Origin of the sequence: Pseudomonas sp. NPDC089743 (genome assembly GCF_044748785.1) — a bacterium.
In the GTDB taxonomy this organism is placed as follows: Bacteria; Pseudomonadota; Gammaproteobacteria; order Pseudomonadales; family Pseudomonadaceae; genus Aquipseudomonas; species Aquipseudomonas putida_X.
In genome coordinates, this window is record NZ_JBIVGS010000020.1 from 24,792 (window position 1) to 51,249 (window position 26,458).

Below are 26,458 nucleotides of genomic sequence, written 5' to 3' on the forward strand. Positions count from 1 at the left end.
ATCTATGAGCTCTAAGCTGTACCCGACCCGGTTGCCTTGCGGCAACCGGGTTCTTGATTTGTCCCGTACCCATGTCATGGGTATCCTCAATATCACCCCTGATTCCTTCTCTGATGGCGGGCGCTTCAGTCAGCGCGACGAGGCCCTGCGTCATGCAGAAGCCATGGTGGCGGCAGGCGCGACGCTGATCGACATCGGCGGCGAGTCGACTCGCCCGGGTGCCCGTGCGGTGTCGGTCACCGAGGAGCTCGAGCGTGTGGCGCCTATGGTCGAGGCGATCAACAGTCGCCTTGACGTGGTCATTTCGGTCGATACCTCCACGCCTGCCGTCATGCGTGAGTCAGCCCGCCTCGGTGCTGGCCTGATCAACGACGTGCGTGCACTGGAACGTGATGGTGCCCTCGATGCCGCGGCAGATACCGGGCTGCCGGTGTGCCTGATGCACATGCGCGGTGAGCCGGGGAACATGCAGGACGACCCGCATTACGAGGATGTGACTGCTGACGTAACGCGCTATCTTGAACAGCGGATGGCGGCTTGCGCAGCGGCGGGAATCGGTGCCGAACGCATCATCCTCGACCCAGGTTTCGGCTTCGCCAAGACACTGGCGCATAACCTCAGCCTGTTCAAACATATGGAAGCGCTCTACAGCCTCGGTCGCCCGTTGCTGGTGGGGGTTTCACGCAAGAGCATGATCGGCCTGACGCTGGATCGTCCGGTCGGCGAGCGGCTGTACGGCAGCCTCGCGCTTGCGGCATTGGCCATGACCAAGGGTGCCAGCATTCTGCGCGTCCATGATGTGGCCGAGACCGCCGATGTGGTGCGCATGATCGCTGCGGTACAGAACGCCGAATAAGAACATTGGAGTCCCTATGAGCAGAAAATACTTTGGTACCGACGGCATCCGTGGCCGCGTCGGCGAATACCCGATCACCCCCGACTTCATGCTCAAGCTGGGCTGGGCGGCGGGCATGGCCTTCCGCAAGCAAGGTAACTGCCGCGTGCTGGTGGGCAAAGACACGCGTATTTCCGGTTACATGTTCGAGTCCGCGCTCGAGGCGGGCCTTTCTGCTGCAGGTGCTGACGTCTTGCTGCTCGGGCCGATGCCGACCCCGGCCATCGCCTACCTGACCCGTACCTTCCATGCCGAAGCGGGTATCGTCATCAGTGCTTCGCACAACCCGCACGATGACAACGGTATCAAGTTCTTCTCGGGCCAGGGCACCAAGCTGCCCGACGAAATCGAGCTGATGATCGAGGAGCTTCTTGACCAGCCGATGACGGTGGTCGACTCCAGCAAACTGGGCAAGGTTTCGCGCATCAACGATGCCGCTGGCCGCTACATCGAGTTTTGCAAGAGCAGTGTGCCGACCAGCACCGGTTTCGAAGGCCTCAAGCTGGTGGTGGACTGCGCCCATGGGGCGACCTACAAAGTCGCGCCGAGCGTGTTCCGTGAGCTGGGTGCCGACGTGACGGTGCTGCATGCGCAGCCTGATGGCCTGAACATCAACGAAAACTGCGGTTCGACCCATATCGAGTCGCTGCAGGCGGCAGTGCTGGTCGGTCATGCCGACTTGGGTATCGCCTTCGATGGTGACGGTGACCGGGTGTTGATGGTCGACCATACCGGCGCGATCGTCGATGGTGACGAGCTGCTGTTCATCATCGCCCGGGACCTGCACGAGCGGGGCAAGTTGCAGGGTGGGGTGGTCGGTACGCTGATGAGTAACCTGGGCCTGGAGCTTGCGCTCAAGGACCTGGACATACCCTTCGTGCGGGCCAAGGTTGGCGACCGCTACGTGATGGCCGAGCTGCTCGAGCGCGGCTGGCTGGTGGGGGGGGAAAACTCTGGGCATGTCGTGTGCTGCAACCACACCACCACCGGTGACGCGATCATTGCCGCACTGCAGGTACTGCTGGCGCTCAAGCGCCGCGGCGAGACCTTGGCGCAGGCTCGCCAGGCCTTGCGCAAGTGCCCACAGGTGCTGATCAATGTGCGCTTTGGCGCGAGCAAGGTCGACCCCCTGGAGCATCCGGCCGTCAAAGAGGCCAGTGCCAAGGTCACTGACGACATGGCGGGGCGTGGGCGTGTGCTGTTGCGCAAGTCGGGCACCGAGCCGTTGGTGCGGGTGATGGTTGAAGGTGACGACGAAAGCCAGGTGCGCACGCATGCCGAAGCCCTGGCCAAGCTGGTCGCTGAAGTTTGTGTCTGAATTGGGCTTGCCAGCGCAGATCTGGTTGGGTAAGATCTGCGCCCACTTTGACCGACGAGGTAAAGCATGCGTCGCCCTATGGTAGCTGGTAACTGGAAGATGCACGGTACCCGCGCCAGCGTCGCTGAGCTGACTCAGGGCTTGGGCAATATGCTCATTCCCGACGGTATCGAAGTCGCGGTGTTTCCTCCGGTCCTGTTCATCAATCAAGTCATTGATGGCCTGCAAGGCAAAGGAATCATCGTCGGAGCACAGAATTCTGCAGTACAGCCCGAACAGGGTGCGCTGACCGGTGAAGTTGCACCGAGTCAGTTGGCTGAAGCGGGTTGCAAGTTGGTGTTGATTGGCCACTCCGAACGTCGCCAGGTTATCGGTGAAAGTGAAGAAGTGCTTAATCGCAAGTTTGCAGCTGCTCAGAAAAGTGGTTTGACGCCGGTGCTCTGTATAGGGGAAACTCTCGAAGAGCGCGAAGCGGGCAAGACGCTAGAAGTTGTAGGGCGTCAACTAAGCAGTGTTATCGACGCGTTCGGTATTGCCGCTTTTGCCAATGCAGTAATTGCCTATGAGCCTGTATGGGCCATCGGTACAGGTTTGACGGCCTCGCCGCAACAAGCTCAGGATGTGCATGCCGCCATCCGCAAGCAGTTGGCAGCGAAGGACGCCGAAGTTGCGCAGAACGTGCAGCTTCTCTACGGCGGTAGCGTGAAGGCGGCCAATGCGGCCGAACTGTTCGGCATGCCGGATATTGATGGGGGGCTCATTGGTGGAGCATCCCTGAACGCAGACGAATTCGGTGCAATTTGTCGCGCCGCAGGAAACTGAACAAATGCTGGAAACAGTTATCGTTGTTTTTCATCTGTTGGCAGCGCTGTCGCTTGTAGTGCTGGTTCTGTTGCAACAGGGTAAGGGTGCGGAAGCAGGTGCATCTTTCGGCGCAGGTGCTTCAAATACTGTGTTCGGAAGCCAAGGTTCTGCTACCTTCCTGAGTAAATTCACTGCTATACTTGCTGCCACTTTCTTTTTGACAGCACTTGGGTTAGGATACTTCGCCAAGCAACAAGCTCACCAGCTTGGTCAGGCGGGACTTCCGGATCCAGCGGTCTTGGAAGTGCAACAGCCAAAGCCGGCAGTAAATGATGATGTACCGGTGCTCCAGGAGCAGAAGAGCGAAACCACCCCAGCGGGTGACGTACCTCCTCCAGCCGAAGAGCAGAAGTAACGGGTTTCAAGAAGTAATATTGCCGAGGTGGTGGAATTGGTAGACACGCAACCTTGAGGTGGTTGTGCCCATAGGGTGTAGGGGTTCGAGTCCCCTTCTCGGTACCAATTAAAGCTTGAGAGCCCGCTTTAGCGGGCTTTCTTGCAGGTGGAGGTTAGATTGACCCAGCGACGGGTTCAGTCTTATACTTTCGCCCCAGCTTTGTCGCGGGGTGGAGCAGCTTGGTAGCTCGTCGGGCTCATAACCCGAAGGTCGTTGGTTCAAATCCAGCCCCCGCAACCAGCTTCAGCGGAGCCCCTTTTCAGGGGCTTTTTGCTAGCCGAACAGTTTACGGCGTCGTTGTCCAACGGCGCTTTCAGGGATGGGCGCTTCGCCCATTTTTTATTTGCACAGCATGCACGAGGGGGTTCAGGTGTCGAGCAAGCTAGAACAGTTGCAGGCCTTGTTGGCCCCGGTGGTCGAGGGTCTGGGCTATCAATGCTGGGGGATCGAGTACGTTTCCCAGGGTAAGCATTCGGTACTGCGCATCTATATCGACAAGGAAGGCGGCATCCTGGTGGAGGACTGTGAAGCGGTCAGCCGTCAGGCCAGCGCCATTCTTGATGTGGAAGATCCGATCAGCAGTGAATATACCCTTGAGGTGTCCTCTCCAGGCATGGATCGCCCGCTGTTCACGCTGGAACAGTTTGCCTCGCATGCCGGCGAACAAGTGAAGATCAAGCTGCGTACGCCCTTCGAAGGTCGTCGTAACTTCCAGGGCCTTCTCCGCGGTGTGGAGGAGCAGGATGTGGTGGTCCAGGTGGACACTCACGAGTTTCTGTTGCCGATCGATTCGATCGACAAGGCCAATATTATTCCCAGTTTTGACTGAGACGTGCCGGGCCCGGCGGACTATCCGGGCCCAATGGCTTGCGCAAGGCGAGGCGTACGATGAGCAAAGAAGTACTGCTGGTTGTTGAATCGGTATCCAACGAAAAAGGTGTACCGCCCGGCGTCATTTTCGAAGCGCTGGAAGTGGCTCTGGCCACTGCAACCAAAAAACGTTTTGAAGACGAAGTCGATCTGCGTGTGGAAATCAACCGCCACACCGGTAGCTACGAGACCTTCCGTCGCTGGACCGTGGTCGACGAAGCCGATCTGGACGATCCGGCGATCGAGACCTGGCTGGCCAAGATTCACGAAACTCACCCTGAAGCCAAAGTGGGTGACGTGATCGAGGAGAAGATCGAGTCCATCGAATTCGGTCGTATCGCCGCCCAGACCGCCAAGCAGGTCATCGTGCAGAAGGTCCGTGAGGCCGAGCGCGCCCAGGTGGTCGATGCCTACCGCGAACGCGTTGGCGAGATCATCTCCGGCACTGTCAAAAAGGTTACCCGCGACAACGTCATCGTCGACCTGGGCAACAACGCCGAGGCGCTGCTGGCTCGCGAAGACATCATTCCACGTGAGACCTTCCGGGTCAGCGTGCGCTTGCGTGCGCTGCTCAAGGAAATCCGCACCGAGAACCGCGGTCCGCAGCTGATCCTGTCGCGCACCGCGCCACAGATGCTGATCGAACTGTTCCGCATCGAAGTGCCGGAAATCGCCGAAGGCCTCATTGAAGTCATGGCCGCTTCCCGTGATCCGGGTTCGCGTGCCAAGATCGCCGTCCGCTCCAAGGACAAGCGCATCGACCCGCAGGGTGCCTGTATCGGCATGCGCGGTTCGCGCGTCCAGGCCGTATCCGGCGAGCTGGGTGGCGAGCGTGTGGATATCGTCCTGTGGGACGAGAACCCGGCGCAATTTGTCATCAACGCCATGTCGCCGGCTGAAGTCGCGGCGATCATCGTTGACGAAGATGCCCATGCCATGGACATCGCCGTTGCCGAGGACAACCTGGCCCAGGCCATTGGCCGTGGTGGTCAGAACGTTCGCCTGGCCAGTCAGTTGACCGGCTGGACCCTGAACGTGATGACCGAGAAGGATATCCAGGCCAAGCAGCAGGCGGAAACCGGTGACATCCTGCGCAACTTCATCGAGGAACTGGAAGTCGACGAGGAGCTGGCCCAAGTGCTGGTCGACGAAGGCTTTACCAGCCTTGAAGAAATTGCCTACGTACCGTTGGAAGAAATGCTCAACATCGATGGCTTTGACGAGGAAATCGTCAATGAGCTCCGCGCTCGAGCCAAGGACCGTTTGTTGACCAAGGCCATCGCTACCGAAGAAAAACTGGCAGACGCCCATCCGGCCGAAGACCTGCTCTCCCTTGAGGGCATGGACAAGGACCTGGCGGCGGAACTGGCGGTGCGCGGCGTGGTTAACCGCGAAGACCTGGCCGAGCAGTCGATTGACGACCTGCTCGACATCGACGGCATCGACGAAGAGCGTGCCGGCAAGTTGATCATGGCCGCCCGAGCCCACTGGTTCGAGTAATTAGGCGCGGCCTGAGGAGAGAAGTGCATGACGCAAGTCACGGTGAAAGAACTGGCCCAAGAGGTCGAGGCACCGGTAGAGCGCCTGCTGCAGCAGATGCGTGAGGCAGGTCTGCCGCACACCGACGCCGGTCAGGTAGTGACCGACAATGAGAAGCAGACTCTGCTGACCCATTTGAAGAGCAGCCACAAGAGCAAGGCGGAAGAGCCGCGCAAGATTACCTTGCAGCGCAAGACCACCAGCACCCTGCGTGTCGCCGGTAGCAAAAGCATCAGCGTAGAAGTACGCAAGAAGAAAGTATTCGTTCAGCGCAGCCCTGAAGAAATTCAGGCTGAGCAGAAACGTGAGCAGGACGAGCGCCGTGCGGCTGAAAACGCCGCGCGTGACAAGGTCGACGCCGACGTTCGCCAGCGCAACGAAGAGCAGGCTCGTCGCCACGCGAACGCCACTGCTGCCGCTGCCCCAGCTGCCAAGGCCGAGCCGGCACCCGCCGCTCCAGCTGCAGCTCCGGCACCCGCACCGGTCGTCGCTGACGCGCCTGCTTCCGAAGACGCTGCAGCCCGTGCTGCCGAGCGCAAGAAGGACGAGACCCGTCGCAACGAAAGCCGCACCCGCGATGACGATCGTCGCCGTGGCGAGGCGCCACGTGTGTCGATCAAGGTCAAGGTGAAGGAGAAGGAAAAGGCTCCGACCCCTCGTGCCGCTCCGCGCACCACCGACGAAGAGAGCGATGGCGCTCGCCGTGGTCGTGGTGGCAAGGGCAAGCTGAAGAAGCGCAACCAGCATGGCTTCCAGAACCCGACTGGTCCGGTCATCCGTGACGTGACCATCGGCGAGACCATCACGGTCTCTGAGCTTGCGCAGCAGATGTCGGTCAAGGCCGCTGAAGTCGTCAAGTTCATGTTCAAGATGGGTACTCCGGTCACCATCAACCAGGTGCTCGACCAGGAAACCGCTCAGCTGATCGCAGAAGAGCTGGGCCACAAGGTCACCCTGGTCAGCGATACCGCCCTGGAAGATTCCCTGGCCGAATCGCTGAAGTTCGAAGGCCAGGCCGAGTCGCGTGCACCGGTGGTTACCGTCATGGGTCACGTTGACCATGGCAAGACGTCCCTGCTCGACTATATCCGTCGTGCCAAGGTTGCCGCTGGCGAAGCCGGTGGTATCACCCAGCACATCGGTGCCTACCACGTGGAAACCGACCGCGGCATGGTCACCTTCCTCGATACCCCAGGCCACGCTGCGTTCACTCAGATGCGTGCCCGTGGTGCCAAGGCGACCGACATCGTCATCCTGGTGGTGGCGGCGGACGACGGCGTGATGCCACAGACCCGTGAAGCCGTTCAGCATGCCAAGGCAGCTGGCGTCCCGCTGGTGGTTGCGGTGAACAAGATCGACAAGCCTGGTGCAGACCTCGATCGCATCCGTAACGAGCTGTCGGTCGAAGGCGTGACCTCCGAGGAATGGGGTGGTGACACGCCGTTCGTCAAGGTTTCGGCGAAGATGGGTACCGGTGTCGACGAACTGCTCGAAGCCGTACTGCTGCAGGCCGAAGTGCTCGAGTTGACGGCCACTCCGACCGCGCCTGGTCGTGGTGTGGTGGTTGAATCGCGCCTGGACAAGGGCCGCGGCCCGGTGGCTACCATCCTGGTTCAGGACGGTACCCTGCGTCAGGGCGACATGGTCCTGTGCGGCTCCAACTATGGCCGCGTGCGTGCCATGCTGGACGAGAACGGCAAGCCTGTTAAGGAAGCCGGCCCGTCTATCCCGGTCGAGATTCTTGGCCTGGATGGCACCCCGGAAGCCGGTGACGAGCTGTCCGTGGTCGCCGACGAGAAGAAAGCCCGCGAAGTTGCTCTGTTCCGTCAGGGCAAGTACCGCGAGGTCAAGCTGGCTCGTGCTCACGCCGGCAAGCTGGAAAACATCTTCGAGACCATGGGTCAGGAAGAGAAGAAGACCCTCAACATCGTCCTCAAGACCGACGTGCGCGGTTCCCTGGAAGCACTGCAGGGTTCGCTCGGCGGCTTGGGCAACGACGAAGTTCAGGTTCGCGTGATCGGTGGTGGCGTCGGTGGTATCACCGAGAGCGATGCCAACCTGGCGCTGGCGTCCAATGCGGTGCTGTTCGGCTTCAACGTGCGTGCCGATGCCGGTGCGCGCAAGATCGTCGAGCAGGAAGGTCTGGATATGCGTTACTACAACGTGATCTACGACATCATCGAAGACGTCAAGAAGGCCCTGACCGGCATGCTCGGCAGCGATGTCCGCGAGAACATCCTGGGCGTTGCCGAAGTGCGTGACGTGTTCCGTTCGCCGAAGTTCGGCGCCATCGCTGGCTGTATGGTCATCGAAGGTACCGTGTACCGCAACCGTCCGATCCGCGTACTGCGCGACGACGTGGTCATCTTCGAAGGCGAGCTGGAATCGCTGCGTCGCTTCAAGGACGACGCTGCAGAAGTACGTTCGGGCATGGAGTGCGGTATTGGCGTCAAGAGCTACAACGACGTCAAGGTCGGCGACAAGATCGAAGTCTTCGAGAAAGTCCAGGTTGCTCGTACCCTTTAAGGGCGAGCAGGGTCTCAGCCCCCGCCCCAGGGCGGTGGGCAGCCCCTCAGTAGGTAGCGCCCGGTCAGGCTTCAGCCTGACCGGGCGTTTGCCGCTTTAAGTTACAGGTAGCAAGAATGGCCAAAGAATACAGCCGTACCCAACGTATCGGTGATCAGATGCAGCGTGAGCTGGCAGAGCTGATCCGCCGTGAAGTCAAGGACCCACGCGTGGGCCTGGTGACGATCACTGCCGTGGACGTCAGTCGCGACCTGGGCCACGCCAAGGTCTACATCACTGTCATGGGTGAAGAAACCCCGGACGCCGTGCAGCAGTCGCTGAAGGCGCTGAACAGCGCAGCCAGCTTCCTGCGCCTGCACCTGGGCCGCTCCATGCAGCTGCGCAGCGTGCCGCAGTTGCACTTCCATTTCGATGAAAGCGTCAGCCGCGGTGTGCATCTGTCGGCGCTGATCGAGCGTGCAGTGGCCGAAGACCGCCTGCACAAGGATACCGACGAGCAGGACACCAAGGAGTAACCGGTGGCCCAGGTCAAACGTATCCGCCGCAACGTCAGCGGCATCATCCTGCTGGACAAGCCACTTGGCTTCACTTCCAACGCCGCACTGCAGAAAGTGCGCTGGTTGCTCAACGCGGAAAAGGCCGGCCACACTGGCAGCCTCGACCCGTTGGCTACTGGCGTGCTGCCGCTGTGCTTCGGCGAAGCGACCAAGTTTTCGCAGTACCTGCTCGATTCCGACAAGGGCTACGAAACCGTCATGCAGCTGGGGCAGACTACCAATACTGCCGATGCGGAAGGCGAGGTCCTGCAAACCCGTGAGGTGACCGTTGGTCGTGCCGACATCGAGGCGCTGCTGCCACGTTTTCGCGGCCCGATCAGCCAGATACCGCCGATGTACTCGGCGCTCAAGCGTGATGGTCAGCCGCTTTACAAGCTGGCGCGTGCAGGAGAGGTAGTGGAGCGCGAGGCGCGTTCTGTTACTATTAACCGCTTGGAGTTGCTCGAGTGCGAAGGTACACGAGCACGGCTGAGCGTAGGATGCAGCAAAGGCACCTATATTCGCACCCTGGTGGAGGATATCGGCGAGGCCCTTGGCTGTGGCGCCTATGTTGCCGAGCTGCGCAGGACCCACGCCGGGCCCTTCGAGCTGGCCCAGACCGTGACCCTCGAGGAACTCGAGCAGGCCCACGCCGATGGCGGTAACGAAGCGCTCGATCGCTTCCTCATGCCTTCGGACAGTGGCCTGCAGGACTGGCCGCTGATTGGCCTGTCCGAACACAGCGCGTTCTACTGGCTGCATGGCCAGGCGGTACGTGCGCCGGACGCGCCGCAATTTGGCATGGTCCGGGTACAGGATCACAATGGTCGTTTCATCGGTATCGGTGAAGTGAGCGAAGACGGGCGTATTGCGCCGCGTCGACTGATTCGATCGGAATGATCGAAACCGCGGGCTTCGGCTTTTGCTGTGGCCCGCGGATACAAGGGTGGCTGTCAGTAGGCACGGTCACACCTTTTTTATTAATACAGGGATTTGTCCCTGGCCTATTGGACCCGCTTGCGGGTTCCGTTATCAGGAGAAGCCAAATGGCCCTCAGCGTTGAAGAAAAAGCTCAAATCGTTACCGACTTCCAGCAAGCTGCTGGTGACACTGGTAGCCCGGAAGTTCAGGTCGCTCTGCTGACCGCGAACATCAACAAGCTGCAAGGCCACTTCAAGGCCAACGGTAAAGACCACCACTCGCGTCGTGGCCTGATCCGTATGGTTAACCAGCGTCGTAAGCTGCTGGACTACCTGAAGGGCAAAGACACCACTCGTTACAGCGCCCTGATCGGTCGCCTGGGCCTGCGTCGCTAATAGCGGCCTGGTCAGTGGTGTGCATGGCGTGTTGCATGCTTCGCCAGCGCTGCTTGGCAGCGTTTGCGTCGGACACGTCACGCGTATCTTCGAGGTTGGCAGCCTGGCAACGCTGAGCGGTTTTTCCGCCCGGCGCCAGGCTCCCAGCCTCGTGTTGTATCTGGACGGTCAATGGGGCCGATTCCCTGTTCTGCCCAAGAATTCGCAAGAAACCAGTTCCCCCAGAGCCACTGAAAAAAGGTAGGAAACCGTGAACCCGGTAATCAAGAAATTCCAGTTCGGTCAATCGACCGTTACTCTCGAAACGGGCCGCATTGCCCGTCAGGCAACCGGCGCCGTGCTGGTTACCGTCGACAACGATGTCACCGTGCTGGTGACCGTAGTCGGTGCCAAGCAGGCCGATCCAGGCAAGGGCTTCTTCCCGCTGTCGGTCCACTACCAGGAAAAGACCTACGCCGCCGGCAAGATCCCGGGTGGCTTCTTCAAGCGTGAAGGCCGTCCTTCCGAGAAAGAGACGCTGACCTCGCGCCTGATCGACCGTCCGATCCGCCCGCTGTTCCCTGAAGGCTTCATGAACGAAGTCCAGGTCGTCTGCACCGTGGTGTCGACCAGCAAGAAGACCGATCCGGACATCGCTGCGATGATCGGTACCTCGGCTGCCCTGGCCATCTCCGGTATCCCGTTCGAAGGCCCGATCGGCGCTGCCCGTGTTGCCTTCCACGAAAGCACTGGCTACCTGCTGAACCCGACTTACGAGCAACTGGCTGCCTCGAGCCTGGACATGGTCGTTGCCGGTACCTCCGACGCCGTACTGATGGTTGAATCGGAAGCCCAAGAGCTGACCGAAGACCAGATGCTGGGCGCTGTACTGTTCGCCCACGACGAATTCCAGGCCGTTATCCAGGCTGTCAAAGAGCTGGCTGCCGAAGCCGGCAAGCCGACCTGGGACTGGAAACCTGCCGTTGCCAACACCGAGCTGTTCAACGCCATTCGCGCTGAGTTCGGCGAAGCGGTTTCCCAGGGCTACACCATCACCGTCAAGGCCGACCGCTATGCGCGCCTGGGCGAGCTGCGTGACCAGGCGATCGCCAAGTTCTCCGGCGAAGAAGGCCAGCCTTCGGCCAGCGAAGTCAAAGAAATCTTCGGTGAGATCGAATACCGCACCGTTCGCGAAAACATCGTTAACGGCAAGCCGCGTATCGATGGTCGTGACACCAAGACCGTACGCCCGCTGAATATCGAAGTTGGCGTTCTGCCGAAGACGCACGGTTCGGCACTGTTCACCCGTGGTGAAACCCAGGCCCTGGTCGTCGCGACCCTGGGTACTGCCCGTGACGCCCAGCTGCTGGACACCCTGGAAGGCGAGAAGAAAGACCCCTTCATGCTGCACTACAACTTCCCGCCGTTCTCGGTGGGTGAGTGTGGCCGCATGGGCGGTGCTGGCCGTCGTGAAATCGGCCACGGCCGCCTGGCCCGCCGTTCGGTACAGGCCATGCTGCCTGCCGCTGACGTGTTCCCGTACACCATCCGTGTCGTGTCGGAAATCACCGAATCCAACGGTTCCAGCTCCATGGCTTCGGTCTGCGGTGCTTCCCTGGCACTGATGGATGCTGGTGTACCGATGAAGGCACCGGTGGCCGGTATCGCCATGGGCCTGGTCAAGGAAGGCGAGAAGTTCGCTGTCCTGACCGACATCCTGGGTGACGAAGACCACCTGGGCGACATGGACTTCAAGGTTGCCGGTACTGCCAAAGGCGTTACCGCACTGCAGATGGACATCAAGATCAACGGCATCACCGAAGAGATCATGGAAATCGCCCTGGGCCAAGCCCTGGAAGCGCGCCTGAACATCCTCGGCCAGATGAACCAGATCATTGGCCAGTCGCGTACCGAGCTGTCGGCCAACGCGCCGACCATGATCGCGATGAAGATCGACACCGACAAGATCCGTGACGTCATCGGTAAAGGCGGCGCCACCATTCGCGCCATCTGCGAAGAGACCAAGGCTTCGATCGATATCGAAGACGATGGCTCGATCAAGATCTTCGGCGAAACCAAAGAAGCTGCAGAAGCAGCGCGTCAGCGCGTTCTGGGCATCACCGCCGAGGCCGAGATTGGCAAGATCTACGTGGGCAAGGTCGAGCGTATCGTCGACTTCGGCGCCTTCGTCAACATCCTGCCTGGCAAGGATGGTCTGGTGCACATCTCCATGCTCAGCGATGCACGCGTAGAGAAAGTGACCGATATCCTCAAAGAAGGTCAGGAAGTCGAAGTACTGGTACTGGACGTGGATAACCGCGGCCGTATCAAACTGTCGATCAAAGACGTTGCCGCGGCCAAGGCCTCGGGCGTCTGAGCGACCAGCAACGCTGTATGAAAAGGGCCCCTAGCGGGCCCTTTTTTTATGGCCTGCCGGGAACCTTTTGCACACTTGCATCTTGCACGCAGATTTACCTCGCAGGTTGCAATTTGCACGATCAGCCGCTTTTCGAGACTTGTATAAGTTGTTGATATTCAAGGGAAAAAATAAATCTCAGAACCTGGCACAGCCCGTGCAACTACCTTCATATCTGCCGCCAGGACATACGGCGCAGACCTTTCGAAAAACAGGAGTGACTCACATGAAGAAGTTCGCCATTGCTGCCGCTACTGCTACCGCTCTGACCCTGACCATGGCTGGTGGCGCGTTCGCCGCAGAGCCAGTTCAGGCTCCAGTCATGTTGGCTGCCAACGATACTGTGGACAACATGCAACAGGAAGGCTCCGACACTTGGATCACTACCAAAGTCAAAGCTGACCTGATGACTGAAAAAGGCGTGCCAGGCTCTGACATCAAAGTCGAAACCAGCCAAGGTGTGGTTTCGCTGTCTTCTGACGTGAAGGTCACCGACTCTCAGAAAGAAAAAGCAGTACGCATTACCAAGAACATCGAGGGCGTCAAGAGTGTCATGGCTGATGGCCTGAAGTCCGAATAAGGAATGTCCCGTCGGCCAGAAGGACCTGGCCACCTTTAAAAAAAGCCCCGGCCTCGGCCGGGGCTTTTCATTAGCGCTCAATTCACCGGATTGCGCGCGACGACATCGCCTTCGAAACACACCTGCTCGGCGATCAGTGGCTCCACAAGCGGCCGGCTCTCACGAAAGTGCGGGGTTTGGGTATGCGCTTCGTACGCCTTGTCATCGCGGTAGATTTCGTAGAGGTAGATCACCTCGGGGTCGACTCGATCCTGTGACACATCGAATACCAGGCAGCCGGGTTCTGTGGCAACGGAAGCGGCAGCGTTTACCTTGATGGCAGTGAGAAATAGTTCGGCGCAACCCGGCTTGACCCGTGTCTTGATGAACAGACTGTACACATGAGGCTCCTTTTGTTTTAAATTCAACAATGAATTGTATACAAAAATGGAGCCAGCCGATGTCTGATTTACCTGCACGCCCCGGTCGCCTCAATGGCCTGCGCCATATCGCCCTGTTGGTGCCCAACCTTGAAGAATGCGAGCGCTTCTATGTCGATGTGCTCGGCATGGAGGTATTGAATCGGGCCAACGAGGATCTGGTCTACTTGACCTGCGGTAACGACAACCTGTCGCTGGGGCGGGGGGCAGGCGCTGCCAATGGCCTACAGACGCTGGATCACTATGGGTTCATCGTCGACAGCGTAGAGGAATTGGAGGCCTGGTATCAGTACTTCAAGGCCTGCGGGGTGACGCTGCTGGACCGGCCCTTCAATCATGGGGATGGCGCGCGCAGCTTCCACTTGCTGGACCCGGCAGGCAACAAGGTGCAGCCGCTGTACCACCCGGCGGTGTCGGGGCAGCGGTTGGTCTGAATTCAGGTTGTGGATGTGATGGCCCCATCGCCGGCAAGCCGGCTGCCACAGGGATCGCGCCAGCTTCTCGGGGCAGTGCAGCACCGGTGGGGGCCGGTGCAGCTGGCAGGGATTACTCAGCATCAAGGTGCAGCGGCGTAATCACCCGACCATCTGATTCAGCCTGCCCCAGCGTGGTATCGATGAAGTAGACCCGGTCATCCTCAAGCTTGCCCTTGTCGACCAGGTAGTCCTTGATACTGCTGGCCCGCTCCTGGCCCAGGGTCCGCAGCAATGCGGCACTTTCGGCCCATGACTTGAGTACCGCCTCGCGCAGCTTGGCGGTGCGTTCCTCGCGGCTGAGCTGTTCCCAGTCGGCCGGCGGTTGCTGTTTCAGGCGGCTACGGTAGATGCCTTCGAGCATGGCCGGTTTGTCGCTGTCGTCGACCACCAGCATGGACGCGTTGGCCGGGACCTTGTCGCCACGGCGTTGCAGAATCTTGTACCAGATGGCCTGATACTCCCGCTCCAGGCGCTGCTGAGCGAGCAGTGGGCCATCGCTGCTCTGGGCACTGGTGCCTTCGATTTCCAGGCGCAGTTCAGGGCGCTCCTTGAGCGCCGAGGCGAGTTTGTTCAGGGCCGATTGCGCATCGCCATTGAGCTCGCTGGAACCGGGGGCGAACGATACATTGCCGAGGTCTTGTGAGCCGCCGCCAGCGATCAGCCCGCCGATGAATTTGAACGGTGCCTGGGCCGCCCGCAGCACTAGGTTACGCAAGGTCTGCCAGACGATTGGCATGACGCTGAACTGCGGGTTGTTGAGGTCGCCGGTCACTGGCAGTTCGATCGAGATCTTACCTTCGGTGTCCTTGAGCAGCGCAACCGCCAAGCGGATGGGCAGGTCGACCGCATCCGGGCTATCGACTTTTTCCCCCAGTTGCAGCTGTTCGACCACCACTTTGTTCTCGGCTTTGAGCTGGCCGTTGGTGATCAGGTAGTGCAGGTCGAGGTTGAGGCGGCCCTTGCGAATGCGAAAGCCTGCAAACTTGCCGGAGTAGGGCGTCAGCGTGGTCAACTCGACGCGCTTGAAGCTGGTGGCGATATCAAGGCTGGCCAGCGGGTTGAACGGGTTGAGCGCGCCTTTGATGGTAACGGGTGCGTAACGGTCGACTTTACCCTTGATGTCCACCTTGGCTGGCGCCGGCTTACGGTTGTCGATGGTGCCGATCTGGCCGTTCATTTGCTGGACGGCCGTGGCGAAGTTAGGTGTGAGGGTGAGGTCGGCGAAGTTGGCTGAGCCATCGTTGATGCTGATCTGCCCGATGCGGATGCCCAGCGGCTTGCTGCCTGCGGGGCTGGCCGGCTTGGCTTCGCTTGGCGCGGGGGCATCGGCAGGCTGCGGGATGAGCAGGTCATCCACGTTGGTGCTGCGGTCTTCGTTGATGATGAAGCGGGCATAGGGCTGCAGGAGGGTTACCTTATCGATCGACAGGGTATCGCCGTGCACATAGGCCAGGCCGTCGACATTCACCTGCTGCCATTTGACGAAGTCGCGGTTCTTGATGGTGTCCAGGGTGTGCAACTGGTTGACCTGCGCCTTGCCGGCCACGGTGAAGGCCATTGGCTCGGTGCCTTTGAGGTCGACCTTGAGGTCGCTGGCGAGCATGCCGCTACGCAGCTCCAGGCGGATGAACGGGTTGATGTAGGCCTGCGCAATACGCAGATCGATGTCGCGTGTGCTGACGTCGAGCCTGGCGCTGACCGGCGCCAGGTTGACCTCGCCACTGGCCTGCAGCTTGCCCTGCTTGCCAATGCCGGTGTCGAGCTTGAGGGTGAAGGGCGACTGGTTGAGGCTGTCGAAGCCCTGCATGTCGACGTTCAGCGGCCCAACGTCCAGCGCAACCGGCTCTTTCTGGCTGCGGTCGGCCAGGTGCACCTGATAATTGCGCAGCTGAACGTCCTTGAGTAGCACTTGCCATGGCTTGCTCGGCTGCTTTGCTGCCTCGTCGTTGGGGGCCGGTGCTGCGGCGGCCGGCTCTGCCTTTTCCTTGGGCGTGGGCTTGGCCGGCTGGCTGGCGAAGAGTTTTTGCCAGTCGAGTTGGCCGTCCGGCTCCAGGGCGGCCCAGGTTTCCAGTTTTTCACTGCGGATCTTGCCCACGGTCACCAGCTGCTTGGCCAGGTCGATGCGGGTTTCGCTGACATCGAGGCTCGCCAGGCGGACCAGTGGGCGGCCATCCGGCGCCTTTATGGCGAATGGCGCGACACGTACCGAGGTGTTGTCCAGCAACAGCTCGGTTTGCTTGGACAGGTTGAGCCTGTAGTGCGTGTCGAAGTTGACCACGCCGTCCTCCAGCACCAGCGGCACGGCGTCGCGAACGTAGGGCCAGAACAGCTTCATTTTGCCGTCGGTGATTTTCAGTGTGCCTTCGGACGCTATAGGCGCCAGGCTCAAGGTGCCGTTCCAGTCGATGCGCCCGCCGTTAGGGCCCAGTGCCACCAACGTCATGTCGGCGTTGTCGTTCGGCAGCGTGCTGAGGTTTTTCAGCTCCAGGTTCATGTCGTCGTAGACGAATTCGATCGGCTCGCTTGGGCGTTGGTCGGCAAAATGCAGGTAGCCAGCGTTGAGCTTGATGCTGCCGATGCGCAAGGGGAACGGATCCGATGCAGGCTCGTCAGCTTTGGGTTCGCTGGCCGGCAGCTTGAAAAGCTCGGTGAGGTTGAGCGTACCGTCCTTGGCGAAGAGCACTTCGTTGCGGGGCTTGTCGAGTTCGACCGCCTGCAGGTGCAGGGCGCCGCTCCACAGGCTGTCGAGCGCCAGGTTGGCATACAGCCGCTCGAAGCCTACCTGTTCCTTGCCCGGTTCGCCGATCTGCAGGCCCCACAGCGTCAGTTCGAGGCTGAACGGGTTGAGTTCTATGCGCTCAATGTGCGCCGGCAGCGTGGCGTATTGCGCCAGCTGCTGGTTGGCGATGCGCAGGGCAACGCCAGGCGCGATTAGAAAGCCAAGCAGGCTGTAGAGGGCCACCAGAGCCAACAGGGCGCCGAGGGCGCGAGTCAATCCTTTGTACATGTGTCGCTTCGTCTGTCCAGGCAGGAGAGCTTGGAGTATGGCAGGTTAAATCGGTTCCGCCGGGGCGAGGGCATTTGCGCTCACTCGATCCCCATACGCCTTCTGGCGCGATGCGCCGAACCGTCACGCATGGCCCAACGCAGCACGGGGGCGGTGCGGTTGAGTCCCATACGGATCATGCGCCGCTGCAACGGGCTCTGATGCAGGCCGAGCATGGCCTGGGCCCAGTCCGGCAACAGGTCGATACCCGCTTGCAGCATCAACCTGCCAACCGGCTCGGCAAGTCGGCTCGGGGCTGGGGCCTGAAGCAGGATCTCGACCACTTCCAGGCTGCGCGCGTCGCAGTGCAATTGAGGCCGCATACGCTGCAGGTACTCGTCAACCTGCTGGCATGAGCGGGGTACATTGCGGGCGCCGAGGCGTTCGGCGATCAGGGCGATCTCATCGTAATAGCCATCCTGCTCGGCGCGCGACAGCTGCGGGTCGCGATAGCGCAGATGGGCGGCGAGGAAGCTGCTGACTTCGGCCACGTGAACCCAGGTCAGCAGGTCGGGGTCGCTGGCAGCGTATGGACGGCCATCGGGCGATGTCCCGGTGACCTGCAGGTGAATGGTGCGGACCTTGTCGATCAGCCATTCGGCATCACGGGTCGAGCCGAATGTCGTGCCCGAAATGAACTGGCTGGTGCGGCGCAGACGGCCGAGCAGGTCTTGGCGAAAGTTGGAGTGATCCCACACCCCCGCCAGTGCCAGCGGGTGCAGCAGTTGCAGCATGAGGGCGCTGATACCGCCAACCAGCATGCTGGGGAAGTCGCCGTGCACCCGCCAGCTCATGCTGTGCGGGCCGAACAGGCCAGGGTCACCTTTGGGGGATTCCAGGTCGAGCTGGCCGAGGGCCAGCCCGGTGAGGCTCATGACCTGGGTTTCGATGCGGCGGCGTAGGGCTTCCATGGTGACCTGTCGTTCAGGGCGGCCATGAACAGCTGCCGCCGGCTATTGGTTGAGGCGTTTGTCGATCAACCCCTGCACCACGCTCGGGTCAGCCAGGGTCGAGGTATCGCCCAGGGTGTTCAGCTCGTTGCAGGCAATCTTGCGCAGTATACGCCGCATGATCTTGCCCGAGCGGGTCTTGGGCAAGGCCGGCGCCCACTGGATCAGCTCGGGTTTGGCGAAACTGCCGATCTCTTTGCTGACCAGTGCCAGCAGTTCGGCCTGCAGGGCATCGTCCGGCGTCACGCCATTCATGGTCGTCACGAAGGCATACACCCCCTGACCCTTGAGGTCATGGGGGTAACCGACCACTGCGGCCTCGGCGACGCTTTCGTGCAACACCAAGGCGCTTTCCACTTCGGCGGTGCCGATGCGGTGACCGGAAACGTTGATCACATCATCGATGCGGCCAGTGATCCAGTAGTCGCCATCGGCATCGCGGCGGGCGCCGTCGCCGGTGAAGTAATAGCCGGGCATGGGTTTGAAGTAGGTGTCTACCATGCGTTGGTGGTCGCCGTAGACGCTGCGGATCTGCCCCGGCCAACTGGCCTTTATCGCCAGCAGGCCGGCGCCGGGGCCTTCGATCAGCTTGCCTTTGTCATCCAGCAGCACCGGCTGCACACCGAACATGGGTTGGGTCGCACAACCGGGCTTGAGCTTCTGCGTGCCGGGCAGCGGGGTGAGCATGATGCCGCCGGTTTCGGTCTGCCACCAGGTGTCGACGATAGGGCAGCGTTTTTGGCCGACTTGCTCGAAGTACCATTCCCACGCCTCTGGGTTGATCGGCTCGCCGACGCTACCGAGCAGGCGCAGGCTCTTGCGCGACGTACCCTGCAACGGGCCAGAGCCTTCACGCATCAGTGCCCGCAGCGCGGTGGGCGCGGTATAGAAGATATTGACCTTGTGCTTGTCCACCACCTGCCAGAACCGGGAGCTGTCAGGGTAGTTGGGAACGCCCTCGAACATCAGTGAAACCGCGCCGTTGGCCAGCGGGCCATAGACGATGTAACTGTGGCCGGTGACCCAGCCCACATCGGCGGTGCACCAGAACACCTCGCCGTCACGGTAGTCGAACACCACCTTGAAGGTCATGGCGGCCTGCAGCAGGTAACCGGCAGTGGTGTGCAGCACGCCCTTGGGTTTACCGGTGCTGCCGGAGGTGTAGAGGATGAACAGCGGATCTTCGGCCTCCATGGGTTCAGGTGGGCAGTCGTCACCCGCGTTTTCCGTCGCCTGGTCGTACCAGAGGTCGCGGCCTTCGCTCCAGGCGACGTCGGTGCCCGTACGGCGTACTACCACTACGCTGCTGACGTCCGGGCAACTGGCCAATGCCTTGTCGACATTCTGCTTGAGCGGGATGCGTTTGCCGCCGCGCACGCCCTCGTCGGCGGTGATCACGGTGCGGCAGTCAGCATCGAGAATGCGGTCGCGCAACGCATCCGGCGAGAAACCGCCGAACACCACCGAGTGAATCGCGCCGATGCGCGTGCAGGCAAGCATGGCGTAGGCGGCTTCGGGGATCATCGGCATATAGATGCATACCCGGTCGCCTTTTTGCACGCCACGTGCCTTGAGCGCATTGGCCAAGCGGCAGACCTGGCGGTGCAGCTCTTGGTAGGTGATGGCCTTGGAGTCCGCTGGGTCGTCGCCTTCCCACAACAGGGCGGTCTGCGCGCCGCGCTGGGCCAGGTGGCGATCGATGCAGTTGTAGCTGACGTTCAGTTGACCACCTTCGAACCAACGGGCTTCGCCGGTCTTGAGGTCGCAGTGCTGTACGCTGGACCACGGTCTGATCCAGTCCAGGCGCTTGGCCTGTTCTGCCCAGAAGGTGTCGGGGTCTTCGACCGACTGGCGGTAGAGGCGGCTGTAGTCGTCGGAAGAAAGGCTGGCGGACTGGCTGACGGCCAGGGCCTGGGGATAGTCGCGGATATCGAACATGGCAGGTGGTCCTTTGCTCTTGTCGGGGCGGTGGACTGCAACGGCTATTCGATTGGACAGTGTAGCTGGAACAGGTGTTCAACCTGTGCCGGCGTCTTCGCGGGCGGGCCACGAAGACGCCGGCATCGGTCAGCCGCGGTGACGGCCGCGGAAGTAGTTGATCAGGCCCTGGGTGGAACCATCTTCGGCGCTGTCTTCCAGGCTGCCGACGATACGCTGGTAGACACCCTTGCCCAGCTCCTTGCCCAGTTCCACACCCCACTGGTCGAAGGCGTTGATGCCCCAGATCACGCTCTGCACGAACACCTTGTGCTCATACATCGCCACCAGCGCGCCAAGGCGACGCGGGCTGATGCGTTCGACCACAAGGGTGTTGCTCGGGCGGTTGCCCGGGATCACCTTGTGCGGCGCGAGTTTTTCGATGTCGGCTTCATTCAGGCCTTTTTGACGTAATTCGGCCTCTGCCTCTTCACGTGTCTTGCCCAGCATCAGCGCCTGGCTTTGCGACAGGCAGTTGGCGTACAGCCACTGATGGTGGTCGGCGACCGGGTTGAAGCTCACCACCGGGACGATGAAGTCGGCCGGGATCAGCTGGGTGCCCTGGTGCAGCAACTGGTGGTAGGCGTGCTGGCCATTACAGCCGACGCCACCCCAGATGACCGGGCCGGTATCGGTCTTCACTGGCGTACCGTCGGTCAGCACGCTCTTGCCGTTGGATTCCATGTCCAACTGCTGCAGGTGTTTGGTGATGTTGCGCAGGTAGTGATCGTAGGGGAGGATCGCGTGGCTGCGGGCACCCCAGAAATTACCGTACCAGACGCCCAGCAGGGCCAGCAGCACCGGCATGTTCTTCTCGAACGGCGCGGTCTGGAAGTGCTGGTCCATGGTGTAGGCACCCGACAGCAGTTCCTTGAAGTTGGCGGTCCCGATGGCCAGGGCAATCGGCAGGCCGATGGCCGACCACAGCGAATAGCGCCCGCCGACCCAGTCCCACATGGGGAAGATGTTTTCTTCGCGGATACCGAAGGCCACGGCGGCAGCCTTGTTGCTGGAAACGGCGATGAAGTGGCGATACAGCTCTGCTTCGGAACCGCCCTGGGCCAGGTACCAGGTACGTGCGGCCATGGCGTTCTTCAGGGTCTCGAGGGTGTTGAACGACTTGGACGAGACGATGAACAAGGTGGTTTCGGCGCGCAGGTTGGCCGACAGCTCATGGAATTCACTGCCGTCGATATTGGCCAGGTAGTGGCAGCGCACGCCTCGCTGGGCGTAGGGCAGCAGCGCCTCGGAAACCAGCTCTGGGCCCAGGAAAGAGCCGCCGATGCCAATGTTGACCACGTCGGTGATCGGCTTCTCACTGTAGCCACGCCATAGCCCGTCATGGATACGCCCCACCAGCTCGGTGATCTGGTTGAGTACCTTGTGCACCTCGGGCATCACGTTGACGCCGTTGACGCTGAGCTTGTCACCCACCGGGCGGCGCAGGGCGGTGTGCAGCACCGGGCGGCCTTCAGAGGCGTTGATGATTTCGCCGCTGAACATCGACTTGATCGCATCCTGCAGGCCGACTTGTTCGGCCAACTGCACCAGCAGGTCGCGGCTTTGTTCGTTGATCAGGTTTTTCGAGTAGTCGAGGAACAGGCCGCAGCAGCTCAGGGAGAATTCATCGAAGCGCTTGGGGTCGGCGGCGAAGGCTTCGCGCATGCTGAAATCCTGCATGGCGTCGCGGTGCTGCTGAAGGGCCTGCCAGGCTGGCAGGGCCGTAACATCATGGGGTGTCCGGTAATACGCCATTGCGCAGAATTCCTTGTTGCGTAGGTGTGGCCTTGGACAGGGGCGTCATGGCCAGGTTCAGGCAGGCCATCATTATAGGCATTGGTTGCGCGCAGGGAATGGGGCGGGGAGGGGAATTTGGGGCTGCAGTGCAGCCCCTCGGCGTCACGCGGTCGGTTCGTCAAGGTGCACATAAAGGTTGTCGATAAGCCGCGTGTTCCCCAGGTAGGCGGCAACCAGAATCACCAGGTCACGGTCATCGATCATCGCTGGGCGAAGGGTCAGCGCATGGCGTACCTGCAGGTAGTCCGGGCGCAGGCCGGCTGCTGCCAGCTGATCCTGGCCCTCGGCAACCAGCGCGGCAAAGTCGCGTTGGCCACGGCTGATGGCGTCCCCGATGTGCTTGAGCGTGCGGTAGACCACCGGCGCGGTAGCCCGCTGCTCGGCCGTCAGGTAACCATTGCGTGACGACAGCGCCAGGCCATCTTCGGCGCGCACGGTCGGCTCGCCGATGATCTGGATCGGCATGTTCAGGTCGCGCACCATGGCGCGAATCACCGCCAGTTGCTGGTAGTCCTTTTCGCCGAATACCGCGAGATCAGGCTGCACCATGTTGAACAGCTTGCTGACCACGGTTGCTACGCCCTCGAAATGCCCCGGACGGCTTGCGCCACACAGGCCTTCGGAAAGGTTCGGCACGCTGACGCGGGTCTGCACGGCCATGCCGTCTGGGTACATCTCTTGCACAGTAGGCGCGAACAGCAGATCGCAACCCGCCTGGAGCAGGCGCTCTTGGTCGGCGGCGAGGGTGCGAGGGTACTTGTCGAGGTCTTCGTTGGCGCCGAACTGAAGCGGGTTGACGAAGATGCTGGCAACGACGAAGTCGGCACGTTGGGCCGCTTTGGTCACCAGCGCAGCATGGCCGCTGTGCAGGTTGCCCATGGTTGGCACGAAGCCGATACGCTTGCCCTCGCCACGGGCGCGAGCGATGGCCGCGCGCAGTTCACCGACGGTATTGACTGTATTCATGCGCTGAATCCGTGCTCACTCGCTGGGAAGCTCACGTCTTTGACCGCCTTGACGTAGGCGGCAAGTGCGCTCGCGATGTCTGGCTGGCCGACCATGAAGTTTTTCACGAACTTCGGCACCCGGCCGCTCAGGGACAAGCCCAGCATGTCGTGCAGGACCAGCACCTGGCCGTCGGTAGCGCTGCCGGCACCGATGCCGATCACCGGGATACTCACGGCCTGGGTAATCTCGGCGGCCAGTTCGGCTGGTACGCATTCGAGCAGCAGCATGGCGGCGCCGGCCTGTTCCAGCGCGATGGCATCAGCGCGCATCTGCCGGGCCTGGGCTTCCTGGCGCCCCTGCACTTTATAACCGCCCAGAACGTTGACGGTTTGCGGGGTCAGGCCCATGTGGGCGCACACCGGCACGCCGCGCTCGGCCAGCAGGCGAATGGTCTCGGCCAGCCATGCAGCGCCTTCAAGCTTGATCATGTGGGCGCCAGCCTGCATCAGCATGGCGCAGTTGGCGAAGGCCTGCTCGGGGGTGGCGTGGGCCATGAACGGCAGGTCGGCAAGAATCAGCGCACCCTCGTTGCCGCGTTTGACGCAGGCGGTGTGGTAGGCCATTTCCGCCGTGGTGACGGGCAGCGTGCTGTCATGGCCCTGCAGGACCATCCCCAGGGAGTCGCCCACCAGCAACACTTCGACCCCGGCCTGGCTGGCAGCCTTGGCAAAGGTGGCGTCGTAGCAGGTCAGCATGGTGATCTTTTCACCCTTGGCCTTGAGGCCGTGCAGGGTGGTCAGGGTTACGTCAGGCATGTAGGAAAATCCTCGTTCAGGCGCTGTGAAAAACGACCGCCAACAACGCGTGTAGCCATCTTCCGGAGCGGCACATCATCGCGCGTGATGTTCGGGGCACAGGTCCGTCCGGGCCTAAATACGGGTATGCGGCACTTTGGTGCCACACGGGACGCCTATAGTCGTGAGCGAGGTGGGGGAAGTCAATCACCCTGTTACCGCATTGTTACTAACAGGGTGTTACTGGCGTTACCGCCCTTGGAGAAGGGCCGCAGCGCCTGGGCTACAGGCGTTCCAGGCCAACGAACGGGCAGGCTTGGAGCAACTGGGCAAGCGGGCGCCCGTCGGCCAGGTGAAAATCGTCTGCCACCAGCTCGGCCAGTGGGTATAGCACGAAGGGGCGGGCATGCATGTGGTAGTGCGGCACCTGCAGGCGTGGCACATCGATGACATGGTCGCCGAACAGCAAGATGTCCAGGTCGAGCGTGCGTGGGCCCCAGCGTTCCTTGCGCACACGGCCCTGTTCGTTTTCGATGGCTTGCAGGGCGTCCAGCAGGTCCAGGGGGGCGAGTGAGGTGTCCAGGGCAGCGACGGCGTTGGTGTAACGCGGCTGGCCAGGCAGCAGGGAGTCGCTGGTGTACAGGGCAGACGCTGCCACCAGGCGGGTGTTCGCCACCCGGTCCAGCGCCTGCAGGGCGTTGCCCAGTTGCTCGGCAGGCGCATCCAGGTTGCTGCCAAGGCCGATGTAGGCGCGAGTGGTCACTCGAACGCCTCATCGCCACCACGTTTACGCTTGCTGGAGCTGCGCTTGCGCTTGCGTGGGCCGGCGCCGGTGCCTTCATCGCGGCTGCCCAGCTCGCGGATCATCTCGCGGCGCTCGGCGTCGTTGGCGTCCTGGTAATCGGTCCACCACTGGCCGAGGTCATCGGTTTCTTCGCCTGCGCTCTCACGCAGTAGGAGGAAATCGTAGCCGGCGCGGAAGCGTGGGTTGTCGAGCAGCACGTCGGCACGTTTGCCGCTGCGGCGCGGCAGGCGCTCCTGCATGTCCCAGATCTCGCGGATAGGCAGGGTGAAACGCTTTGGAATGGCAATGCGTGCACACTGTTCGGCAATCAGGTCGTGGGCTGCGCCATTCATCGCCGGGATCGGCGGTACGCCCTGGTTTTGCAGGTGCAGCACGCGGCTTGGCAGTGCTGGCCAGAGCAGGGCGGCGAACAGGAAGGCCGGGGTCACCGGTTTGCCTTGCTTGATACGCAGGTCAGTGTTGCTCAGGGCCTGGCTGATCAGGGTATGGGTGTAGGTCGGGCGCTCTTCCAGTGCATGCGCACTGGCCGGGAACAGCGGCTCGAACAACGCCAGGTCTACCAGCATCTCGAAGACGATCGCGCCTTGCCCGGACAGGAACAGCTTGAGGCACTCCTCGAACAGCCGCGCTGGCGGGATTTCGCGCAGCAGCGGCGCCAGGCCGCGGATCGGCTGGTAAGTGTGCTTTTCGATGCCGAAGTCGAGCTTGGCGGCGAAACGCACCGCGCGCAGCATGCGTACCGGGTCTTCCTGGTAGCGATGAGTCGGGTCACCGATCAGGCGCAGCAGGCGGTTGCGTACGTCATGCACGCCGTTGGCGTAATCGAGGATGCGTTCGCTGACCGGGTCGTAGTACAGGGCGTTGATGGTGAAGTCGCGGCGTTGCGCGTCCTCTTCCAGGCTGCCGTATACGTTGTCGCGCAGAATGCGGCCACTGGCATTGTGCGACGAGCGGTGGCTGTCACCCTGGTCGTCTTCGGAGTGAGGGGCACGGAAGGTCGCGACTTCGATGATTTCACGGCCGAAATGCACGTGAACCAGCTTGAAGCGACGGCCGATGATGCGCGCATTGCGGAACTCGGCACGTACCTGCTCAGGTGTTGCGCTGGTGGCGACGTCGAAGTCCTTGGGCGTGATGCCCAGCATCAGGTCGCGTACGCAACCACCGACCAGGTAGGCCTGGTAGCCCGCGCCTTGCAGGCGCTCGACGATATTCACCGCATGGCGGCTGAACTGGTGGCGCTGCAGCGAGTGTTGGCTCTTGTTGATCACCTCAGGCGTGGTGCGCTTGTGGTGCTGGCCCGGTACGGGAGGGCGGAAAGACTGGAACAGCTTCTTCAGCATGGGATGCACTGTGTGAAGGAATGTTCGGCCAAGAATAGGAGAATGGCCGCATGATGGGCGGGGATTCTAGCATTTACTCGGGGAATGGTGTAGGCGGTAGCAGGATGGACTGCCAGAAGGGGAGAAACGACAAGGGGAGCCTAAGCTCCCCAAGAAGTCGTTGCGTGCTCTTATTGTTTTTATGCCGGGCTTCTTGTTTTTGTTGAGTGCCCTGCCCACAAATCTCAAAGCTTGTGGACGACCCCCAATCCAGGGGTTAAGAGCAAACGGATTGCTTTGGCCGCTGATGTCATGCTGATCAATCGATCCAACCAGTTCAGGCGCTGCTTTTTAGTGCAGTTTTTGTTGTTCTCTGCCTGGTCGTGGGGCAAGCCCCAAACACGCATCCTCTCCAAAAGAATCAGTTAGCTGCGCCTCCGCCGTCTTGTTTTTATTGTGCGTGAGCCGTTTCGTCTTGTTCTTATTCTGAGTTGCAGTGCTTGTTATTGTTCTTGTACTGAACATATAGCAGGTGGCGTGCCAACTTTGAGAAACCCAATGAAATCAATGGTTTGACGGGTTTGACGAGAGGCTGGCCGGTGGGGAATGACGAGATTTCGTTACCGTACGCCTCGGGAACTGTTACGGCGAAAAGGTTAGGTAACAGATTTTTGCGGGGGCCGATTGT

At 61.1% G+C, this 26,458-nt stretch carries 22 protein-coding genes and 2 tRNA genes; 15 read left to right on the forward strand and 9 right to left on the reverse strand.

Features of this window, described 5'->3' with window-relative positions; translation table 11 throughout:
• The first annotated feature begins 4 nt into the window (after positions 1–4).
• The 14 genes from folP to ACIPZC_RS23790 all read left to right on the forward strand — a co-directional run bounded on the left by folP (position 5) and on the right by ACIPZC_RS23790 (position 13,236).
• Entirely contained in the window at positions 5–856 is an 852-nt protein-coding gene (gene folP, locus ACIPZC_RS23725; RefSeq protein ID WP_046788151.1) for a dihydropteroate synthase, read from the forward strand.
• A gap of 16 nt (positions 857–872) precedes the next feature.
• On the forward strand, positions 873–2,213 hold the full coding sequence (gene glmM / locus ACIPZC_RS23730; protein ID WP_241803848.1) for a phosphoglucosamine mutase: 1,341 nt from the start codon (positions 873–875) through the stop codon (positions 2,211–2,213).
• Positions 2,214–2,279: 66 nt separating this feature from the next.
• Positions 2,280–3,035 carry a triose-phosphate isomerase gene (gene tpiA, locus ACIPZC_RS23735; RefSeq protein WP_400629886.1) on the forward strand — a complete coding sequence of 252 codons (756 nt, stop codon included), beginning with the start codon at positions 2,280–2,282 and terminating at the stop codon, positions 3,033–3,035.
• Between the two features lie 4 nt (positions 3,036–3,039).
• Positions 3,040–3,432, forward strand: coding sequence for a preprotein translocase subunit SecG (gene secG, locus ACIPZC_RS23740; protein WP_241803846.1), 393 nt, complete (start codon positions 3,040–3,042; stop codon positions 3,430–3,432).
• Between the two features lie 21 nt (positions 3,433–3,453).
• A tRNA-Leu gene (locus ACIPZC_RS23745) sits at positions 3,454–3,539 on the forward strand.
• A gap of 98 nt (positions 3,540–3,637) precedes the next feature.
• Positions 3,638–3,714, forward strand: a tRNA-Met gene (locus ACIPZC_RS23750).
• A 130-nt stretch (positions 3,715–3,844) separates the two neighbouring features.
• A complete protein-coding gene (gene rimP, locus ACIPZC_RS23755) occupies positions 3,845–4,303 on the forward strand; it encodes a ribosome maturation factor RimP (protein ID WP_241803845.1) in 459 nt (152 codons plus the stop codon).
• A gap of 59 nt (positions 4,304–4,362) precedes the next feature.
• Complete coding sequence (nusA, locus tag ACIPZC_RS23760; RefSeq protein WP_241803844.1) at positions 4,363–5,844, forward strand: transcription termination factor NusA; 1,482 nt, start codon at positions 4,363–4,365, stop codon at positions 5,842–5,844.
• 27 nt (positions 5,845–5,871) lie between these two features.
• Positions 5,872–8,409, forward strand: coding sequence for a translation initiation factor IF-2 (infB, locus tag ACIPZC_RS23765; protein ID WP_241803843.1), 2,538 nt, complete (start codon positions 5,872–5,874; stop codon positions 8,407–8,409).
• 116 nt (positions 8,410–8,525) lie between these two features.
• On the forward strand, positions 8,526–8,924 hold the full coding sequence (gene rbfA / locus ACIPZC_RS23770; protein WP_241803842.1) for a 30S ribosome-binding factor RbfA: 399 nt from the start codon (positions 8,526–8,528) through the stop codon (positions 8,922–8,924).
• 3 nt (positions 8,925–8,927) lie between these two features.
• Positions 8,928–9,845, forward strand: a complete 918-nt coding sequence (gene truB / locus ACIPZC_RS23775) for a tRNA pseudouridine(55) synthase TruB (protein ID WP_119688251.1) — start codon at positions 8,928–8,930, stop codon at positions 9,843–9,845.
• 146 nt (positions 9,846–9,991) lie between these two features.
• Positions 9,992–10,261, forward strand: coding sequence for a 30S ribosomal protein S15 (rpsO, locus tag ACIPZC_RS23780; protein WP_012274241.1), 270 nt, complete (start codon positions 9,992–9,994; stop codon positions 10,259–10,261).
• 250 nt (positions 10,262–10,511) lie between these two features.
• The gene (gene pnp, locus ACIPZC_RS23785; protein ID WP_012312657.1) at positions 10,512–12,617 is read left to right on the forward strand and encodes a polyribonucleotide nucleotidyltransferase; all 2,106 of its coding nucleotides are present in this window, start codon (positions 10,512–10,514) and stop codon (positions 12,615–12,617) included.
• 265 nt (positions 12,618–12,882) lie between these two features.
• On the forward strand, positions 12,883–13,236 hold the full coding sequence (locus ACIPZC_RS23790) for a BON domain-containing protein (protein ID WP_400629891.1): 354 nt from the start codon (positions 12,883–12,885) through the stop codon (positions 13,234–13,236).
• Positions 13,237–13,313: 77 nt separating this feature from the next.
• Here the strand turns inward: ACIPZC_RS23790 and ACIPZC_RS23795 are convergent, their stop codons facing one another.
• Positions 13,314–13,616, reverse strand: a complete 303-nt coding sequence (locus ACIPZC_RS23795; RefSeq protein WP_400629893.1) for a putative quinol monooxygenase — start codon at positions 13,614–13,616, stop codon at positions 13,314–13,316.
• Positions 13,617–13,675: 59 nt separating this feature from the next.
• Between ACIPZC_RS23795 and ACIPZC_RS23800 the strand changes: the two genes are divergently transcribed.
• Positions 13,676–14,089, forward strand: coding sequence for a VOC family protein (locus ACIPZC_RS23800; protein WP_267820853.1), 414 nt, complete (start codon positions 13,676–13,678; stop codon positions 14,087–14,089).
• A gap of 112 nt (positions 14,090–14,201) precedes the next feature.
• On the opposite strand, the gene ACIPZC_RS23805 is transcribed toward ACIPZC_RS23800, so the two are convergent.
• The 8 genes from ACIPZC_RS23805 to ACIPZC_RS23840 form a co-directional block, all read right to left on the reverse strand.
• Positions 14,202–17,138 carry a DUF748 domain-containing protein gene (locus tag ACIPZC_RS23805; RefSeq protein ID WP_400629895.1) on the reverse strand — a complete coding sequence of 979 codons (2,937 nt, stop codon included), beginning with the start codon at positions 17,136–17,138 and terminating at the stop codon, positions 14,202–14,204.
• A gap of 80 nt (positions 17,139–17,218) precedes the next feature.
• Positions 17,219–18,088 (reverse strand): oxygenase MpaB family protein, encoded by an 870-nt coding sequence (locus ACIPZC_RS23810; RefSeq protein WP_400629897.1) that lies wholly within the window; start codon positions 18,086–18,088, stop codon positions 17,219–17,221.
• Between the two features lie 42 nt (positions 18,089–18,130).
• Positions 18,131–20,065, reverse strand: a complete 1,935-nt coding sequence (gene acs / locus ACIPZC_RS23815; protein ID WP_400629899.1) for an acetate--CoA ligase — start codon at positions 20,063–20,065, stop codon at positions 18,131–18,133.
• A 129-nt stretch (positions 20,066–20,194) separates the two neighbouring features.
• Positions 20,195–21,859 carry a glucose-6-phosphate isomerase gene (pgi, locus tag ACIPZC_RS23820; RefSeq protein WP_241803836.1) on the reverse strand — a complete coding sequence of 555 codons (1,665 nt, stop codon included), beginning with the start codon at positions 21,857–21,859 and terminating at the stop codon, positions 20,195–20,197.
• A gap of 144 nt (positions 21,860–22,003) precedes the next feature.
• Positions 22,004–22,867, reverse strand: coding sequence for a pantoate--beta-alanine ligase (gene panC / locus ACIPZC_RS23825; RefSeq protein WP_349975272.1), 864 nt, complete (start codon positions 22,865–22,867; stop codon positions 22,004–22,006).
• On the reverse strand, positions 22,864–23,664 hold the full coding sequence (panB, locus tag ACIPZC_RS23830) for a 3-methyl-2-oxobutanoate hydroxymethyltransferase (RefSeq protein WP_267820866.1): 801 nt from the start codon (positions 23,662–23,664) through the stop codon (positions 22,864–22,866). Before panB ends, panC begins: the two co-directional genes overlap by 4 nt.
• A 262-nt stretch (positions 23,665–23,926) precedes the next feature.
• Positions 23,927–24,406, reverse strand: coding sequence for a 2-amino-4-hydroxy-6-hydroxymethyldihydropteridine diphosphokinase (gene folK, locus ACIPZC_RS23835; protein ID WP_241803833.1), 480 nt, complete (start codon positions 24,404–24,406; stop codon positions 23,927–23,929).
• Complete coding sequence (locus tag ACIPZC_RS23840; protein ID WP_241803832.1) at positions 24,403–25,791, reverse strand: polynucleotide adenylyltransferase PcnB; 1,389 nt, start codon at positions 25,789–25,791, stop codon at positions 24,403–24,405. The genes folK and ACIPZC_RS23840 overlap by 4 nt, the downstream gene beginning before the upstream one ends.
• Positions 25,792–26,458 lie beyond the last annotated feature (667 nt).